Origin of the sequence: Gordonia sp. CNJ-863 (assembly GCF_001942325.1) — a bacterium.
Lineage (GTDB): Bacteria > Actinomycetota > Actinomycetes > Mycobacteriales > Mycobacteriaceae > Gordonia > Gordonia alkanivorans.
On sequence record NZ_MKKG01000011.1, the window covers coordinates 186,602 to 202,773 of the forward strand.

Here is a 16,172-nt window from a genome sequence, read left to right on the forward strand (position 1 = left end):
GCTTCGTGCGAGAGAGCAGCAATCCGGTGATGCGCGGTGTGGTCCGCGACAATCAATCCGGGTACGCGGGATTCGGGGCCGGCATGGCCGGCGCCGGCGTCTCGATGAACAAATACGGTCAGGCCACTGATCCGTACAGCCCGCAGGCACCGTCGGCCACCCGCCAGCTCACGATCGACGACGTGGTCACCAAGACCGCGATCACCCTGGGTGTCCTCACGGTTGTCGCGATCGCGACCTACTTCGGCATCTCCAGCCGGGCCACCGAGGCCGCTCAGACGAGCCTCGCGCTGCCGCTGATGATGGTCGGCGCGATCGGCGGCCTCGTCCTCGTCCTGGTGGCGACCTTCGGTCGCAAGCAGGACAACCCGGCCATCGTGCTCGCCTACGCGGCATTCGAGGGTCTGTTCGTCGGTTCGATCTCGTTCGTCTTCGCGAACCTGGTCGTCGGCGGTGACATCTCGGCCGGAGCCCTGATCGGGCAGGCGGTCCTCGGTACGTTCGGCGTGTTCTTCGGCATGCTGTTCGTCTACAAGATCGGCGCCATCCGCGTCACGCCGCGCTTCACCCGCATGCTGTTCGCCGGCATGATCGGCGTGCTCGTGCTGATGCTGGGCAACCTGGTCATCGGCCTGTTCACCGGTGAGGCCGGCATCCTGCGCGACGGCGGCCCGATCGCGATCATCTTCTCGCTGGTCTGCATCGCGCTGGCGGCGTTCAGCTTCCTGCTCGACTTCGACTCGGCGGACCGTCTCATCCGCGCCGGTGCACCCGACCGCGCCGCCTGGGGCGTCGCCCTCGGCCTGACCGTCACCCTGGTCTGGCTGTACGTCGAGATCCTGCGCCTGCTGAGCTACTTCAACTCGGACTAGTTCCGACGCGGTGGAACCGCGACAACTGCCACCGGCCTCGCCCCCAGGGTGCGGGGCCGGTGTCGTCTTGTATGGCGATGCTGGCGTGCTGATATCCGACAATTCGTGACACGACGTGAGATTCCTGCCGGCGGCCAGTGGTTGCGGCCTTAGCGTGCGGAAATGGTGTTCTTCATGATCCAGCTCGCGCTGATGATCCTCGGCGCGATCGTGCACATCTCGATGGACCGTTCGGTGCGGAAACGCACCGCCGCCCGCGCAGCAGAACTGGTGCTGCTCTGGATTCTCGTACCCGCGGGAGTATTCGGCATCCTCGGCGGCTTCGGGCACGTCGGGCCCAACGCACCGGAGATCGCCAAGGACATCGGTCCCGACTTCATTCCCGGGATGTTCCAGTGGGAACTCGGCTGGAACGACATCGCCGTCGGACTGCTGTGCGTGCTGACTTTCCGCGTCCGCAACCGCGGCGGTTGGCTCGACGCCGCCGTCTGGGCTCTGGCGATCAGCTACGGCGGCGACCTCGCCGGGCACATCTCGCAGTACTACATCCACGACAACACGGCGACCAACAACGTGTGGGCCATTCCCGCCGAGATCTACATCGTCGGGGTTGCCGTGATCGCGTGGGTCATCTACCGACGAACAACCCCTCGCAGCGTTGCGATCCTGGGACCGAACGCGGCGAGGGGCGTCGAAGAAGGGGTCGAGGCTCCCGTCAGCTGAGGCGCTCGAGCACCATGGCCATACCCTGACCGCCGCCGACGCACATCGACTCGATGCCGAAGGTCTTGTCGTGGGTGCGGAGGTTGTTGAGCAGGGTCGTGGTGATCCGCGCACCGGTCATGCCGAACGGGTGGCCGAGGGCGATGGCGCCGCCCGACACGTTCAGCTTGTCGTGGTCGATGCCGAGCTCGTTCGCCGAGCCGAGCACCTGGACGGCGAAGGCTCGTTGATCTCCACGAGGTCGATGTCGGACAGCGACATCCCGGAGATCTTGAGCGCCTTGCGGATCGCCTCGATCGGGCCCAGGCCCATGATCTCCGGCGACAGGCCGGTGGCGGCGGTGGCGACGACCCGGGCGAGCGGGGTCAGGCCGAGTTCCTTGGCCTTGGTGTCGCTCATGATGACCAGTGCGGCGGCGCCGTCGTTGAGCGGGCAGGCATTGCCGGCGGTGATGGTGCCGTCAGGGCGGAAGACCGGCTTCAACTGCGAGATCTTCTCGTACGTCGTACCCGCGCGCGGACCGTCGTCGGTGGTGACCTGAGTGCCGTCGGGCAGGGTGACCGCGTCGATCTCGCGCTCGAAGAAGCCGGACTTGATGGCCTCCTCCGCGCGGTTCTGGCTGAGGACACCCCAGCGGTCCTGGTCCTCACGCGAGATGCCGGTGAAGGTGGCGACGTTCTCGGCGGTCTGCCCCATCGCGATGTAGACGTCCGGGATGAGTCCGTCCTGGCGGGGATCGTGCCAGATCCCGGCGTCGCCGGCGGCGGAGAGTTCGGTGCGCGCCATCGCGTCGTCGAACAGCGGGTTCTTGGAGTTCGGGGCCCCGTCGCGCCGCCGGAGATACCGAAGCTCGACACGCTCTCGACGCCGCCGGAGATGATGACGTCGGCCTCGCCGGCCTTGATGGCGTGCAGCGCCATGCGGGTGGTCTGCAGCGACGACGAGCAGTAGCGGTTGACCGTCACGCCGGGGATGTGGTCGTAACCGAGTTCGACGGCGATCACACGGGCGATGTTGTAGCCGCCCTGTCCGCCGGGCTGTCCGATGCCCCAGTGGATGTCCTCGATGTCGGCCGGATCGAGTTCGGGCACCTTTGCGAGGGCCGCTTCGACCATCTGGCGGGACAGTTCGTCGGGACGGACGTCTTTGAGGGATCCCTTGGCGGCGCGGCCGATCGGGGAGCGGGCGGTGGATACGATAACTGCTTCAGCCATGCGCTCACGCTACCCCAACCAAGCAGATGCTTGGTCGCATTGGGTTGGTGATCACACCTGCTTGAGCAGGCGGCGGAGTCCGGTGGACACTCGCGTCTCCTCGACAGCCGGGGATTCCTCGGGCGGCTCGGGCAGCGGCGCCGATCCCCATTCGCCGATCGCATCGAGGACCGGGGGCATCAGGATGTCGGCGGCGAGTGCGTACCCCGCCGCCGACGGGTGGTACTGATCCGGGGACAGCATGAAATCGAGCTGGGCCCGGAACTCCTTGGCCATGAGGTCGGCGAGTGGGACGGGGTACCCGCCGGCGGCTCGGACCGCCGACCGCTGCCGGGCGGCGAGTTGAAGGCCCCACTGCCGCAACACGGTTCGCAACGGTTGGGGGATGGCGGTGATCACCCCGAAGTCGGGGCAGGTGCCGACGACGACCTTCGCGCCACCGCCGACGAGCAGGCGTACGGCGTCGCCGAGCCGGCGGGCCGACGCGCGGATTCCGTTGCGGGAGGTCACGTCGTTCGCGCCGATCAGGATGATCGCGACATCCGGTCGTTCGCGGGCGATGAACATCGCGTCGATCTGGGCGGCCAGACCCTTCGACGTCGCGCCGACGATGGCCTTGTTGGCGTAGCGGACTGTCTTGCCGGTCTCGGCGGCGACGCGTCGCGCCACCTGCACGCCGGGTGTCTCGTCGGCCGTGTCGACGCCGAGCCCGGCGGCGGTGGAATCGCCGAAGACGGTCAGGAACAGGTCGATCGGGGTGTCGCGGGTGTAGCGCGTGACCCGGCCGTCCGGGTGGTAGACGCCGTCCCCGTCGGGAGCGTTGTCGGTGCGGTGGGGAATCACCGTGCGGGCGGTCGCGGCCTGGTCGTTGAGGTAGTTCCACACCGCCCAACCGGCGCCTGCTCCGGCCGCGGTGGCTGCCGCCGTGGCCCCGACGTCGCGGGCGACCCGACCCCAGAACCGACTGTCGGTACCGACCCTACGACTCAAACCGGACACGGCCGCCAGTCTAGAGGGAACGGCAGGGTGGCAGAGGGACCCGCGGGTTGACGACGGCCGAGTGATGGGGGCGACGACGGTTCTGGGACCATGGAGACATGCGCATCGCCAATCACGTTGTGGACCTGGTGGGCAACACCCCTCTGGTCAAGCTGAACTCTGTCACCTCGCCCGGATCGGGGCTGGTCGCGGCCAAGGTGGAGTACCTCAATCCGGGTGGGAGCAGCAAGGATCGCATCGCGGTCCGGATGATCGACGCCGCGGAGGCCTCCGGCGAACTCAAGCCCGGCGGCACCATCATCGAGCCGACGTCCGGCAACACCGGTGTCGGCCTCGCGCTCGTCGCGCAGCAGCGCGGCTACAAGTGCGTGTTCGTCTGCCCGGACAAGGTGGGCGAGGACAAGCGCAACGTGCTGCGCGCCTACGGTGCCGAGGTCGTCGTGTGCCCGACCGCCGTGCCGCCGGAGCACCCCGACAGCTACTACAGCGTGTCCGATCGCCTCGTGCGCGAGATCGAGGGCGGATGGAAGCCCAACCAGTACGCGAACCCCGCCGGCCCGCAGAGTCACTACGAGACCACCGGTCCGGAGATCTGGGCCGACACCGACGGCAAGGTCACCCACTTCGTGGCCGGCGTCGGAACCGGTGGCACCATCACCGGCACCGGGCGTTACCTCAAGGAGGTCTCCAACGGTGCGGTGAAGGTCGTCGGAGTCGACCCCGAGGGTTCGGTGTACTCCGGCGGGACCGGACGCCCGTACCTCGTCGAGGGTGTCGGTGAGGACTTCTGGCCGGCCGCCTACGACCCGAGCATCCCGGACGAGATCATCGCCGTCTCCGATGCCGACTCGTTCGACATGACCCGTCGCCTCGCCCGCGAAGAAGGACTTCTCGTCGGTGGTTCCTGCGGGATGGCGGTCGTGGCCGCCCTCCAGGTCGCCGAGCGTGAGGGCCCCGACGCCGTCGTCGTCGTCCTGCTCCCGGACGGCGGACGCGGCTACATGGCCAAGATCTTCAATGACGAGTGGATGAGCAGCTACGGCTTCCTCCGCACGCCGCTGGACGCCAACACCAAGGAGTCGCTGGTCGGCGACGTGCTGCGCGGCAAGACCGGCGCCCTGCCCGATCTCGTCCACACACATCCGCAGGAGACGCTGCGCGACGCCATCGAGATCCTCCGCGAGTACGGGGTGTCGCAGATGCCGGTCGTCGGTGCCGAACCGCCGGTCATGGCCGGCGAGGTCGCCGGCGCGGTCACCGAACGCGATCTGCTCAGCGCCGTCTTCGAGGGCCGTGCCAGCCTGGCCGATCCCGTCTCGGCGCACATGGGAGATCCGTTCCCGCTCATCGGCTCCGGTGAGCCGGTCAGTGCCGCCACCAAGGCGCTCGGCGACAGCGATGCCCTGATGGTCGTAGAGGACGGCAAGCCCATCGGCGTCATCACGCGCCACGACCTGCTCGCGTTCGTCTCGAGCCACCCGATCGTCGGATAGGAGCACCACACTGTGAGTGAACGACGCAGCGCCGCGGATTCGGTTCGCTGGCAAGGTTTCTCGACCCGCGCCATCCACGCCGGCTACGATCCGGACCCTCAGACCGGCGCGGTGAACGTGCCGATCTACGCCAGCTCGACCTTCGCCCAGGACGGCGTCGGCGGACTGCGCGACGGCTTCGAGTACGCCCGCACCGGCAACCCGACGCGACGCGCGCTGGAGGCCAACCTCGCCGCCCTCGAGCACGGAACCTACGGCCGCGCCTTCGCGTCCGGCATGGCCGCCACCGACTGCCTGCTGCGTTCGACGCTGCGCCCTGGCGATCACCTGGTGATCCCCAACGACGCCTACGGCGGCACCTTCCGTCTCATCGACAAGGTGTTCACCCAGTGGGGCATCACCTACTCGGTGGCACCGGTGTCCGATGTCGCCGCCGTCCGTGACGCCATCCGTCCGGAGACCAAGCTCGTCTGGACCGAGACACCCACCAACCCGCTGCTCAACGTCGGCGACATCGAGACGATCGCCTCAATCGCGCACGAGGCCGGCGCGAAGCTCGTGGTGGACAACACCTTTGCCTCGCCGTACCTTCAGCAGCCGCTGACGCTGGGTGCCGACGTCGTCCTGCACTCGACCACCAAGTACCTCGGCGGTCACTCCGACGTCGTCGGCGGTGCGCTGGTCACCGACAGCGAAGAACTCGACGAGGCCTTCGCGTTCCTGCAGAACGGCGCAGGCGCGGTTCCCGGACCGTTCGACGGCTACCTGACGATGCGCGGCACCAAGACGCTCGCCGTCCGCATGGACCGTCACTGCGACAACGCCGAGAAGGTCGTCGAGTTCCTGAACTCGCACGACAAGATCGAGGCCGTCCTGTACCCGGGACTCGAGAACCACCCGGGCCACGCGGTCGCGGCGAAGCAGATGAAGCGCTACGGCGGGATGGTGTCGGTCCTGGTCAAGGGCGGCATCGAAGAGGCCAAGGCTTTCTGCGCCCGCACCGAGGTGTTCACGCTCGCGGAGTCGCTGGGTGGCATCGAGTCGCTGATCGAACACCCCGGCGCGATGACCCACGCGTCGACGGCCGGTTCGCTGCTGGAGGTCCCCGCCAACCTGGTCCGCCTGTCGGTCGGAATCGAGGACATCGACGACATCCTGGGTGACCTGGAGAACGCGCTGCGCTGAGCGACGGTGGTATCGAACGGCATCGGTAGATACTGACCCCATGCTGCTGACATCTGCCGACATCGAGAAGGCGACCGCAGAACTCTCCGGCGTGGTCCGGCGGACGCCGCTGATCGCGTCCCGTGTGCTGTCCGAGCGAAGCGGCGCCGACGTCTGGCTGAAGGCCGAGAACCTGCAGCGAACCGGTTCGTTCAAGCCGCGGGGTGCCTACCTGCGGATCTCCCGGCTGACGGCCGACGAACGGGGGCGCGGCGTCGTCGCGGCGAGTGCGGGGAACCACGCGCAGGGGGTCGCGTGGTCGGCGACCGAGCTGGGGATCTCTGCACGGGTGTACATGCCGACCGGCGCGTCGTTGCCGAAGATCGCGGCGACGAAAGCCTATGGCGCCGAAGTGGTCCTGGCAGGTGAGACCGTCGACGACGCACTCGTCGAAGCCCAGCGGTACGCCGATCAGACCGGTGCGGTGCTGATCCATCCGTTCGACCACCCCGACATCGTCGCCGGTCAGGCGACCGTCGGGATCGAGATCCTCGAGCAGATGCCCGACGTGACCACCATCGTCGTACCGCTCGGTGGCGGCGGTCTGCTCGCCGGAGTCGCGGCGGCGGTACAGGCGTCGAGGCCGGACGTCCGCGTCATCGGTGTGCAGGCGGCGCAGGCCGCCGCCTGGCCGACCTCCCTCGCTGCCACCCGTCCGGTGCCTGCGGCATCGATGAACACCATGGCCGACGGCATCGCCGTGGCCCGACCGGGAGATGTCCCGTTCGCGCACGTCACCGAGTATGTCGACCAGGTGGTCACGGTCAGCGAAGAAGAACTCAGCACGGCGCTGCTGCTGATGCTCGAGCGCGCGAAGATGGTCGTCGAACCCGCCGGCGCGGCAGGCGTTGCCGCCGCGGTCGGCGGAACCCTCGACCTGTCGGGCAAGGTCTGTGTCGTATTGTCCGGCGGCAACATCGACCCCCTGCTGTTGCGCCACGTCACGACCCACGGCCTCACCGCCGCAGGTCGGTTCCTGACGTTCACCGCCACCGTCTCCGACCGTCCGGGCGGACTTCTCGCCCTGCTCGAACTACTCCGCGATCTCGGCGCGAGCGTCATCGACATCGTGCACTCACGCGTCGCCGACGACCTCTACCTCGGCGAGGTGCAGGTGACGGTCAGCGTCGAGACCCGCGGCCCCGACCACCAGCGCGACGTTCGTCGTGCGCTGAGCGCGGCGGGGTTTCTGCGGGAGGTTTGACCGTCAGGTTGTGGATGGAGCGGTCACCTGTGCAGTCTTCTGGTCGTCGGGCGTCGGTACGCAACTACCTTGCCGTGCATGGGAAGACGTTCACACTCAACCGAGTCGGCCTGGGGACCTGAGCATGCCGAGCGGATTCGGGAGGATCTCAGCGGATGGTGGAACCATGTACTGACCTCTACCAGTCGTCTGGTCGAAGAGGTCGGTCGGGAAGTGTTGAACAACGCTGTCACCGAAGCGGATCTGAAGAGATTGTCCGTCGACGAACTCTTGGCGAACCTCAAGCGGTGGGCTTATCTACGGAAGACCTCGGAGGAGGTCTATGCGTTGACTCTCAATTCCTTTCGCGCAAGGCGTGAGGTTGCATCGATGCCGCTCACATGGGTGACCGACTCCGCACTGGACGTCGTCGAAGGGCTACTCGACTGCTATGACTTCGATGATCTGGTCTTCATGTTCGGGCGGAACAGGGCCAAGGACGGCGGACTTGCACTCTTCGAATCGTCCGTCGGTCGATATCAGGCTGGGGATGTCCATCTCGGGCTCCAACAACGCGAGGTCACCATCGATGGACTCCTCTGGCTTCGGCGCGAGGCAACGGACGCCGAAATATGTGAGTACTACGACGATTTGAATGACGAATACGATGAGCTCGAGTTGGAGGACGAGTTCGGCGTCCTCGTGATTCACGTTCTGACGAGACATCGAGCGTTCCGGCGTTCGGTTGAGCGTGGGTTGAACGGATTGTCTGTCGTCGACGCCGGAACGGTGACCCTGCCGCTCGCATCCGTTGAGCCCAGGCTGTGGCGCAGTCAGTTGCCAGTACAGCTCTTGGCAGGTCTCGTCGGTGAGCTCGACGTTGATCGGTTCTCATCGCTGAGGGTCGAGACGATCGATCGTCAGACCTCAATCGTCTCCGCTGCGTGATCCTGGCAGCGGCGTCTAGGTAGCTGGTGAGAGATCCGCGAAGTGCTTGAGCGTGTCCGCTTCGATCGACTTGTACACCGTCGACGACGCCGGACCCGAGAAAGCGGTGACGATCTTGGAGTCGGTGGGCAGTTCGAGAGCGAAGGTCCACCGGAGGCGACAGCCGACGTCGGCGGGGTCGATCTGGGTGGCCTCGCCGAAACGTCGGATACCCGGCACATTGGCGCTCTTGACCCGGAATGCGTTGTGGTACCTGCCCGTTTCGGGTTCTTCGGTCCAGTGGAAGAAGTCCTCTTCGAGCGTCACGTAACCCGGGCCCAGGACAGCCTTGCGAGTGGCGCCGGCGCCATAGGGCGGGGGAGAGGTGAACTCGATCTTCTTGATCGCGCGACACCAGTCCAGGGTGTTCTGACGGGTGAACTCCGCCCACGCGCGCTGCGGCGTGACCGGCAGCCGGACGTCGATCACGTGACGCACCGGTGCGTCGTCGAAGAAGTCGAGGTCGAAGGTCTCCAGCGAATAGGAACGTCCCATGGGGCCCATTGAAGCATCGACGAGCCGGTCCCACAGGCGCTTCCGCGATGGGACCGGCGAACCTCAGCTCGACTCACAGACTTCGATCGAGGTCTGCCTGCCGAGTCGAGGTTCGCCGGTCGGCGCCCCGGCCGCTCGGCGAATACGAGTGAACCGATTGCGGCTGTGCTGCGTCCAAGAGATATGACTGCTTTCCCGACCGACCGGCACGGACTCATCCGACGCGAAGCAACCCTCAGGCTGGGCATTTCCGACGACGTCGTCACGGCGGCCGTGCGGCGCGGCGAACTCGTGCGGCTCGCTCCCGGTGTCTGCGCCGTGGCGAACCCGGACCTTCAATCCGACACCGCCGACGACGAGCTGTATCGCCTGAAGTCGATTGCCGTTGCGACGTCGGCACGAGATGGAGACACGTCGACGCTGAGCCACGACTCTGCGGCAGCCGTCCACAGACTGTCCCAGCTGCACCCCGAGCGTGAGCTCGTCCATCTCACCAAGACACGCGAGCGTGGCGGATTCGTGCGCGGACATCGCGTCGTCCATGCCGGCCCGCTGTCGCCCGGCGACATCACCGACGTCGACGGCGTCCGGGTCACGACACTCGAGCGCTCTGCCGTCGATATAGCGATGAACGGCGACTTCGAGCGAGCTCTGGTCGTCTTCGACCGCGCACTCGCGCTCAAAGCCGACCTGGCAACGATGACGACCATCCTCGAATCACGCGGACGATGGCGTGGGGTGGGCACCGCACGCCGGGCGCTCGCACTCGCCGACGCCGCGTCGGAGAGCGTCGGCGAATCGTGGAGTCGTGCCCAGATGATCGCAGCCGGGCTGCCGATTCCGCGTCTGCAGCACACGTTCCAGACGAGCGATGGACCTGCGCGTGCCGATTTCGATTGGGAGGGAGAGCTTGTCGGCGAGTTCGACGGCCTGCAGAAGTACGGACGGTTGCTGCGTCCGGGGGAGACTCCGCGCGACGCGCTGATCCGCGAGAAGCGACGCGAGGACGCCCTTCGAGCGCAAGGGATCATGGTCGTGCGTTGGACGTGGGCGACGCTCGAGCGTGGCGAGCTGGTGGGGCTGCTTCGTCCGTGGCTGGATGCGTTCGCAGCGGCCTGACCGGAATCATCTGATCGGATGACACTGTGCGCCAACGTTTTTGTCGTACCCCCGTGACACCTTTCTCTCAGACGCGGTTCAGCTTCCCAGAACCGTGAGCAGAGAAGGAAGAACGATGAGCAACCCCCAGAAGAAGAGATGGCCGTGGGCGGCAGGCGTCCTGGCGGCGTTCGTGATGATGATCGGGGTCGTGGCCGGCTTCGGCACGAACGTCTCCTCACAGGCATCGCCGAGCGTGCAGGCTCCCGCGATCAAGCTCGTGTCGGAGAAGTCGAACGCGGTCGCGAAGGCGAGGGAATACCTCGAGTACACCAGTTTCTCGAAGTCGGGGCTGGTCGACCAGCTGGAGTTCGAGGGCTTCTCGTACTCGGACTCGTCGGCCGCCGTCGATCAGCTCGAGGCCGATGGCGAGGTGAATTGGTATGTACAGGCAGCAAAGTCGGCCCGTCAGTACCGCGAGTATTCCCCGTTCTCCAGGCAGGGACTGATCGAACAGTTGGAGTTCGAGGGATTCACCTATCAGCAGGCGGTTTACGGAGCTGACCACAGCTAGCGGATCCGTCCGCTCTGACACGGACCGACGAACCTCAGTCCCGACCGCAGACGTCGATCGACGTCTGCCGGTCGGGTTGAGGTTCATCAGACGAAGCGAGCCCGGGACAACCGTCGTCCCGGGCTCGCTTCGTGGTCTGGATCAGCCGTGGTACGGCTCCGCGCTGACGAGGGTCACCTTGACGGTCGCGCCGCTGGGGACGGAGTACTCGCGGGTCTCGCCGACCTTGGCGTCGATGAGGGCCGAACCCAGGGGCGAGCTGGGTGAGTAGGTCTCGAGCTTGCCGCCCGAGGCGCCTTCTTCGCGGGTCGCGATGAGGAAGGTCTCGGTGTCCTTCTCGTCGCCGTCGTAGTAGACGGTGACGACGGAACCGGGAAGTGCGACGCCGGACTGGGTCGGGGCCTCGCCGACCTTCGCGTTGTTCAGCAGTTCCTGCAGCTGGCGAATGCGCGCTTCCTGCTGGCCCTGCTCTTCGCGGGCGGCGTGGTAGCCACCGTTCTCCTTGAGGTCGCCCTCTTCGCGTCGCTCATTGATCTCGGCAGCAATGACCGGACGATTGGCGATCAATGAGTCGAGTTCGCTCTTGAGGCGATCGTGCGACTCTTGGGTCAACCAGGTCACCTGGGTGTCGGTCATCGGTCACTCCTTCGTGTTGTCCGCGCCGCGATGCGACTCTTTCACCGCGCGGCATATGGACTGCTATAAATGCAGCAACACGACCCCTCGCGGAGCCGTGTATCCGATCATCGTACCAGCCGATGAGACCTATGGCACATCCGTTGTTCCAGCCGTTGCCGCGTCGAGTGCTTCCTGATAGGTGGGTTCGGCTCGTTTCAACCATCCCACAACGAAATACGTCACCGGCATGATGACGATCTCCACCAGGGTCTTCCAGACAAATCCGACAATCGTGTAGTTGACGAAATCTCCCCAGGTGGAGATACCGAGGGCGGTTGCCGCGATCGAACAGAAGACGAGGGTGTCCGCGAATTCGCCGACGATGGTCGATCCCAGAAGGCGTGCCCAGAGATGGCGCTCACCGGCGCGCTCTTTCATTTTGACCAACACGAATGAATTCAGGAATTCGCCCACCACATATCCGGCAAGTCCGGCGAGCAGGAATTGCGGAACGACGCCGGCGACGGTTGCGAAAGCCTCCTGGCCTTCGTAGAAATCGGCGGCGGGTAGATGAATGGTCAGCCAGAAGCACAGCGAGGCCAGGATGAGCACGGCGAAGCCCGCCAGGATCGTGCGGCGCATCGCGCGGAAGCCGTACACCTCGCTGATCACATCGCCCAGGACATAGGCGAGCGGGAACAGGAAGAAGGCACCGTCGGTGACCAGGCCCTGCATGTGTATGGGCCCCAGGTCGAGGTTGAGCCAGTCGTCGAACAGCACGACACCCTTGGTGCCGGTGACGTTGCTGATCAGCATCACACCGACGAACAGTGCGACGAGGAGCGGGAAATGGCGGCTGCCGATGGAGGCGAACGCGGCGCGGGGTGCGGCGGCGTCGCCCGGTGCGGTCTGCCGCGTGCTCACGACTCGGGCTGGAGGTAGGCGGGCACGTCGACGGTGCAGCCGAAGACCTCACCGATGACCGGAGGCTTGGAGGTGGTGACCTCGGTGCGGACGCCGATCCGTTCGACGGAGCCGGCCGGGATCAGGATCTCGCGACGACCGGTCTCGCTGCCGTCCTTCGATCGTCCGCGCACCACACAGGCCGCGGGCTTGCCCGGGTCGGAGCGGTCGACGGTGAACTGCACGGCGACGGTGTTGTCGTCGAGGATCTCGTAACCGGTCGCCTCGCCGGAGACATCGGCGGTGCCGAACTTGCTGTAACCGATCGCCGCCAGCGTGACGCCGGCCACGACTACGAGTATCGACAGGGCGCGAAACCAGCGCCGACGGGTCTGTGCGGACGCGGAATCCTCCGGGTAGGTCGCGCGCGGGCCGCTGCGAGGGCGCTCCGCGGCGCCCCCATCCGAACTGTTCACGCGTCAATACCTACCATGGGAGCAGTAGCGATCCGAAGGTGAGGAACTGTGACCGAATCCCACGCCGACGACCCGCAGCCGGGTGTGTTCCGTCTGATGGCGGTCCACGCGCACCCCGACGATGAGTCGAGCAAGGGTGCGGCCACGACCGCCAAGTATGCGGCCGAAGGCAACGAGGTGCTCGTCGTCACCCTGACAGGTGGCGAGCGCGGCGACATCCTGAACCCGGCGATGGACCGTCCCGGCATCAAAGAACGTATGACCGAGGTCCGCCGCGAGGAGATGGCCCGGGCCGCCGAGGCTCTCGGCGTGAAGCAGACCTGGCTTGGCTTCGTCGACTCCGGACTCCCCGAAGGGGACCCGCTGCCGCCGCTGCCGGAGGGCTCGTTCGCGACAGTCCCGCTGGAGGAGGCCACCGAGTCCCTCGTCCGACTGGTCCGTGAGTTCCGCCCGCACGTGATGATCACCTACGACGAGCACGGCGGATACCCGCATCCGGATCACATCCGGTGCCACGAGGTGTCGGTCGCGGCCTACGACCAGTCCGGCGACCCCGACGCGTTCCCGGGAACCGGTGAGCCGTGGATGGTGTCGAAGCTCTACTACACACACGGTTTCATCCGCGACCGGATGGTGCTCTTCTCCGACGAGTTCGAGTGCCACGGCCAGGAGAGCCCGTTCACCGAGTGGCTCAGCAAGTGGGACCCGAGCCGAGGTGACCTGATGGGTCGGGTGACCACCCAGATCGAGTGCGCCAAGTACTTCCCACAGCGTGACGACGCACTGCGCGCGCATGCGACGCAGATCGATCCCAACGGCATGTTCTTCGCCGTACCGTTGGAATGGCAGCAGCGACTGTGGCCGACCGAGGAGTTCGAGCTGGCCAAGACCCGCGTGAAGACCGCCCTCCCCGAAACCGATCTGTTCACCGGAATCGAGACGTGATGAACATCGACATCGTCAACACCGTGATGGTCGTCGCGGCCGAGGAGCCGCAGGGACCGGAATTCGGCAAGTCGTCCCCGCTCGGGCTCCTGGTGATCCTGTTGCTGCTGGTCGGGACCGCGTTCCTGATCTGGTCGATGAGTCGTCAGCTCAAGAAACTGCCGGAGTCCTTCGACACCGAGCACCCCGAGGCGGATCAGGCCTTCGACGAGGGCACCGACCCATCGGGGCCGATCGCTGCCACCGACGACGCTGCACCCGGAAGCCAGGACGCGACGAGCACGACCGGGACCGATGAGCGACGCCCGGCGGACACCTGACGGTTCGTCGAACATGCTGGGCTCGGCGACGAGCCCATATCTCCGGCAGCACGCCGACAATCCGGTCCACTGGCAGGAGTGGTCCGACGCCGCGTTGAACCTGGCACGCGAACGCGACGTGCCAGTGCTGCTGTCGGTCGGCTACGCGGCCTGTCACTGGTGTCACGTGATGGCGCACGAGTCCTTCGAGGACGACGCGACCGCGGCCCAGATGAACCGCGACTTCGTCTGCATCAAGGTCGATCGGGAGGAACGTCCCGACATCGACGCCATCTACATGAGCGCCACCGTCGCGATGACCGGGCAGGGTGGTTGGCCCATGACCTGCTTCCTCACCCCGGACGGCGACCCGTTCTACACCGGCACCTACTACCCGCCGCGGCCGCGCGGGCAGATCCCCTCCTTCCGTCAGGTGCTGACCGCGGTCACCGAGGCGTGGACGCAGCGTCGCGCCGACCTCGACGACACCGCCGCGAAGGTGCGCGAGCACATCGTGGTGAACACCTCCCCGTTGCCGGCGGGCACCGTCGCCGTCGACGACCGACTGCTCGCGCACGGCGTCCGCACCGTGCTCGACGACGAGGATCGTGAATTCGGCGGATTCGGCGGCGCACCCAAATTCCCGCCCTCGGCGCTCCTCGAAGCGCTGATCCGGCACACCGAACGCACCGGCGACACCGCTGCGATCGAGACCGCCGCCCGAACCATGGACGCGATGGGCCGGGGCGGCATCTACGACCAGCTCGCCGGTGGTTTCGCCCGGTACTCGGTCGACGCCGGCTGGGTGGTACCCCACTTCGAGAAGATGCTCTACGACAACGCGCAACTGCTGCGGGCCTACGCACATCTGGCACGGCGGACCGGAGATCCGTTGGCACGCCGCGTCGTCGAGGAGACGGTCACGTTCCTCCGGCGGGACCTGCGGGTGCCGGGCGGATTCGCCTCGTCTCTCGACGCCGATGCCGACGGCGTGGAGGGGTCCACCTACGTGTGGACGCCGGACGAACTCGCCGAGGTCCTCGGACCGGAGACCGGACGCTGGGCCGCCGAGCTGTTCGTCGTGACCGAGCGGGGCACCTTCGAACACGGTCGCTCGACGCTGCAGCTCCCGACCGACCCGGACGACCGCGAGCGCTTCGCTGCCGTGTGTGCCGCGCTCCTCGAGGCGCGGGGTAGGCGTGTCCAGCCCACCCGCGACGACAAGGTCGTCACCGCGTGGAATGCCATGACGAGCACCGCACTCGCCGAGGCCGGTGCCGGGCTGGGTGACACCGGCTACGTCGACGAGGGAGTTCGTTGCGCCGACGAGTTGCTGAGCAACCACCTGGTCGGTGGGCGGCTCCGTCGTTCCTCGCTCGGCGGACACGTGGGCGAGACCGACGGCGGGCTCGACGACCACGCGACGCTGAGAACGGCTCTGCTGACGCTGTTCCAGGTCACCGGTGAAACCCGGTTTTTGGGAGCGGGAGCGGGAGTGCTCGACACCGCGATCGAACTGTTCGCGGATCAGGAGGCGCCCGGCGCCTGGTTCGACGCCACCGGTGAAGGGCTCATCGCCCGGCCCCGTGATCCGATCGACGGTGCCACCCCGGCGGGGGCGTCGCTCATGGCCGAGGCGCTGCTCACCGCATCCATGCTCGCCGACCCGGCCAAGGCGGTCGGTTATGCAGAACTGCTGGAGCACAGTCTGTCCCGCGCATCGGTGATCGTCGCCAAGCTGCCGCGATCGGCCGGGCACTGGATGTCGGTGATGTCGGCGCGGGTCGCCGGGCCGGTGCAGATAGCCGTGGCAGAAGGGTCGGCGTCGAACCATGCGCTGACCCGGGCGGCGTGGTCGCACGTCCCCGGCGGAGCGGTCGTCGTTGCCGGCGAACAGGATTCACACCCGCTGCTCGTCGCGCGGGGCCCGATCGACGGACGCGACGCCGCCTACGTGTGCCGGGGAACGGTCTGCGGGCTGCCGGTCACGGACGAGGAATCGCTCGTCGCGCAGCTGGGGTGAGGCCGGCAGACCACGCAGGTGTCGGATCCGTCCGGACGGGTATTGA

General features: G+C 66.8%; 16 protein-coding genes and 1 pseudogene. 11 read left to right on the plus strand and 6 right to left on the minus strand.

The features are described 5' to 3' along the window. Window positions 1-5 precede the first annotated feature (5 nt). On the plus strand, window positions 6-872 hold the full coding sequence (locus BJF87_RS06740) for a Bax inhibitor-1/YccA family protein (protein WP_006357690.1): 867 nt from the start codon (window positions 6-8) through the stop codon (window positions 870-872). A 162-nt stretch (window positions 873-1,034) separates the two neighbouring features. Continuing rightward, the gene (locus BJF87_RS06745; RefSeq protein ID WP_075862843.1) at window positions 1,035-1,595 is read left to right on the plus strand and encodes a DUF6790 family protein; all 561 of its coding nucleotides are present in this window, start codon (window positions 1,035-1,037) and stop codon (window positions 1,593-1,595) included. Here BJF87_RS06745 and BJF87_RS06750 read toward each other — a convergent pair. Together BJF87_RS06750 and BJF87_RS06755 are read right to left on the minus strand one after the other, a co-directional pair. After that, window positions 1,588-2,809, minus strand: a pseudogene (locus BJF87_RS06750) (acetyl-CoA C-acetyltransferase). The gene BJF87_RS06745 and the pseudogene BJF87_RS06750 overlap by 8 nt on opposite strands. Window positions 2,810-2,860: 51 nt before the next feature. Beyond that, the gene (locus BJF87_RS06755) at window positions 2,861-3,808 is read right to left on the minus strand and encodes an SGNH/GDSL hydrolase family protein (protein WP_187346475.1); all 948 of its coding nucleotides are present in this window, start codon (window positions 3,806-3,808) and stop codon (window positions 2,861-2,863) included. A gap of 98 nt (window positions 3,809-3,906) precedes the next feature. Between BJF87_RS06755 and BJF87_RS06760 the strand changes: the two genes are divergently transcribed. From BJF87_RS06760 to BJF87_RS06775, 4 genes are all read left to right on the plus strand, one after another. Further along, window positions 3,907-5,301: a cystathionine beta-synthase gene (locus BJF87_RS06760; RefSeq protein ID WP_042375963.1), complete on the plus strand. Its 1,395-nt coding sequence runs from the start codon at window positions 3,907-3,909 to the stop codon at window positions 5,299-5,301. 12 nt (window positions 5,302-5,313) lie between these two features. Next, entirely contained in the window at window positions 5,314-6,486 is a 1,173-nt protein-coding gene (locus tag BJF87_RS06765; protein ID WP_005195687.1) for a cystathionine gamma-synthase, read from the plus strand. A 40-nt stretch (window positions 6,487-6,526) separates the two neighbouring features. Beyond that, the gene (gene ilvA, locus BJF87_RS06770) at window positions 6,527-7,729 is read left to right on the plus strand and encodes a threonine ammonia-lyase (RefSeq protein WP_075862844.1); all 1,203 of its coding nucleotides are present in this window, start codon (window positions 6,527-6,529) and stop codon (window positions 7,727-7,729) included. A gap of 78 nt (window positions 7,730-7,807) precedes the next feature. Next, window positions 7,808-8,656 carry a hypothetical protein gene (locus BJF87_RS06775; protein WP_139319430.1) on the plus strand — a complete coding sequence of 283 codons (849 nt, stop codon included), beginning with the start codon at window positions 7,808-7,810 and terminating at the stop codon, window positions 8,654-8,656. Between the two features lie 15 nt (window positions 8,657-8,671). Here the strand turns inward: BJF87_RS06775 and BJF87_RS06780 are convergent, their stop codons facing one another. Further along, on the minus strand, window positions 8,672-9,190 hold the full coding sequence (locus BJF87_RS06780) for an SRPBCC family protein (protein WP_075862846.1): 519 nt from the start codon (window positions 9,188-9,190) through the stop codon (window positions 8,672-8,674). Between the two features lie 183 nt (window positions 9,191-9,373). On the opposite strand from BJF87_RS06780, the gene BJF87_RS06785 reads away from it, so the two are divergent. Then, a complete protein-coding gene (locus BJF87_RS06785; RefSeq protein ID WP_035750498.1) occupies window positions 9,374-10,309 on the plus strand; it encodes a type IV toxin-antitoxin system AbiEi family antitoxin domain-containing protein in 936 nt (311 codons plus the stop codon). A 115-nt stretch (window positions 10,310-10,424) separates the two neighbouring features. Continuing rightward, window positions 10,425-10,862 (plus strand): Ltp family lipoprotein, encoded by a 438-nt coding sequence (locus tag BJF87_RS06790; RefSeq protein WP_035750500.1) that lies wholly within the window; start codon window positions 10,425-10,427, stop codon window positions 10,860-10,862. Window positions 10,863-11,003: 141 nt separating this feature from the next. On the opposite strand, the gene greA is transcribed toward BJF87_RS06790, so the two are convergent. The 3 genes from greA to BJF87_RS06805 all read right to left on the minus strand — a co-directional run bounded on the left by greA (window position 11,004) and on the right by BJF87_RS06805 (window position 12,859). Then, window positions 11,004-11,498, minus strand: a complete 495-nt coding sequence (gene greA / locus BJF87_RS06795; protein WP_005195705.1) for a transcription elongation factor GreA — start codon at window positions 11,496-11,498, stop codon at window positions 11,004-11,006. A gap of 129 nt (window positions 11,499-11,627) precedes the next feature. Then, complete coding sequence (locus tag BJF87_RS06800; protein ID WP_006357700.1) at window positions 11,628-12,404, minus strand: queuosine precursor transporter; 777 nt, start codon at window positions 12,402-12,404, stop codon at window positions 11,628-11,630. Beyond that, the gene (locus BJF87_RS06805) at window positions 12,401-12,859 is read right to left on the minus strand and encodes a DUF4307 domain-containing protein (protein WP_006357701.1); all 459 of its coding nucleotides are present in this window, start codon (window positions 12,857-12,859) and stop codon (window positions 12,401-12,403) included. The genes BJF87_RS06800 and BJF87_RS06805 overlap by 4 nt, the downstream gene beginning before the upstream one ends. A 48-nt stretch (window positions 12,860-12,907) precedes the next feature. Between BJF87_RS06805 and mca the strand changes: the two genes are divergently transcribed. Genes mca through BJF87_RS06820 form a run of 3 tightly spaced genes read left to right on the plus strand, consistent with a single transcriptional unit; the run spans window position 12,908 to window position 16,126 of the window. Further along, window positions 12,908-13,804: a mycothiol conjugate amidase Mca gene (gene mca, locus BJF87_RS06810; protein WP_006357702.1), complete on the plus strand. Its 897-nt coding sequence runs from the start codon at window positions 12,908-12,910 to the stop codon at window positions 13,802-13,804. After that, the gene (locus BJF87_RS06815) at window positions 13,804-14,124 is read left to right on the plus strand and encodes a hypothetical protein (RefSeq protein WP_006357703.1); all 321 of its coding nucleotides are present in this window, start codon (window positions 13,804-13,806) and stop codon (window positions 14,122-14,124) included. The genes mca and BJF87_RS06815 overlap by 1 nt, the downstream gene beginning before the upstream one ends. Window positions 14,125-14,137: 13 nt before the next feature. Next, window positions 14,138-16,126 (plus strand): thioredoxin domain-containing protein, encoded by a 1,989-nt coding sequence (locus BJF87_RS06820; protein ID WP_075862894.1) that lies wholly within the window; start codon window positions 14,138-14,140, stop codon window positions 16,124-16,126. Window positions 16,127-16,172 lie beyond the last annotated feature (46 nt).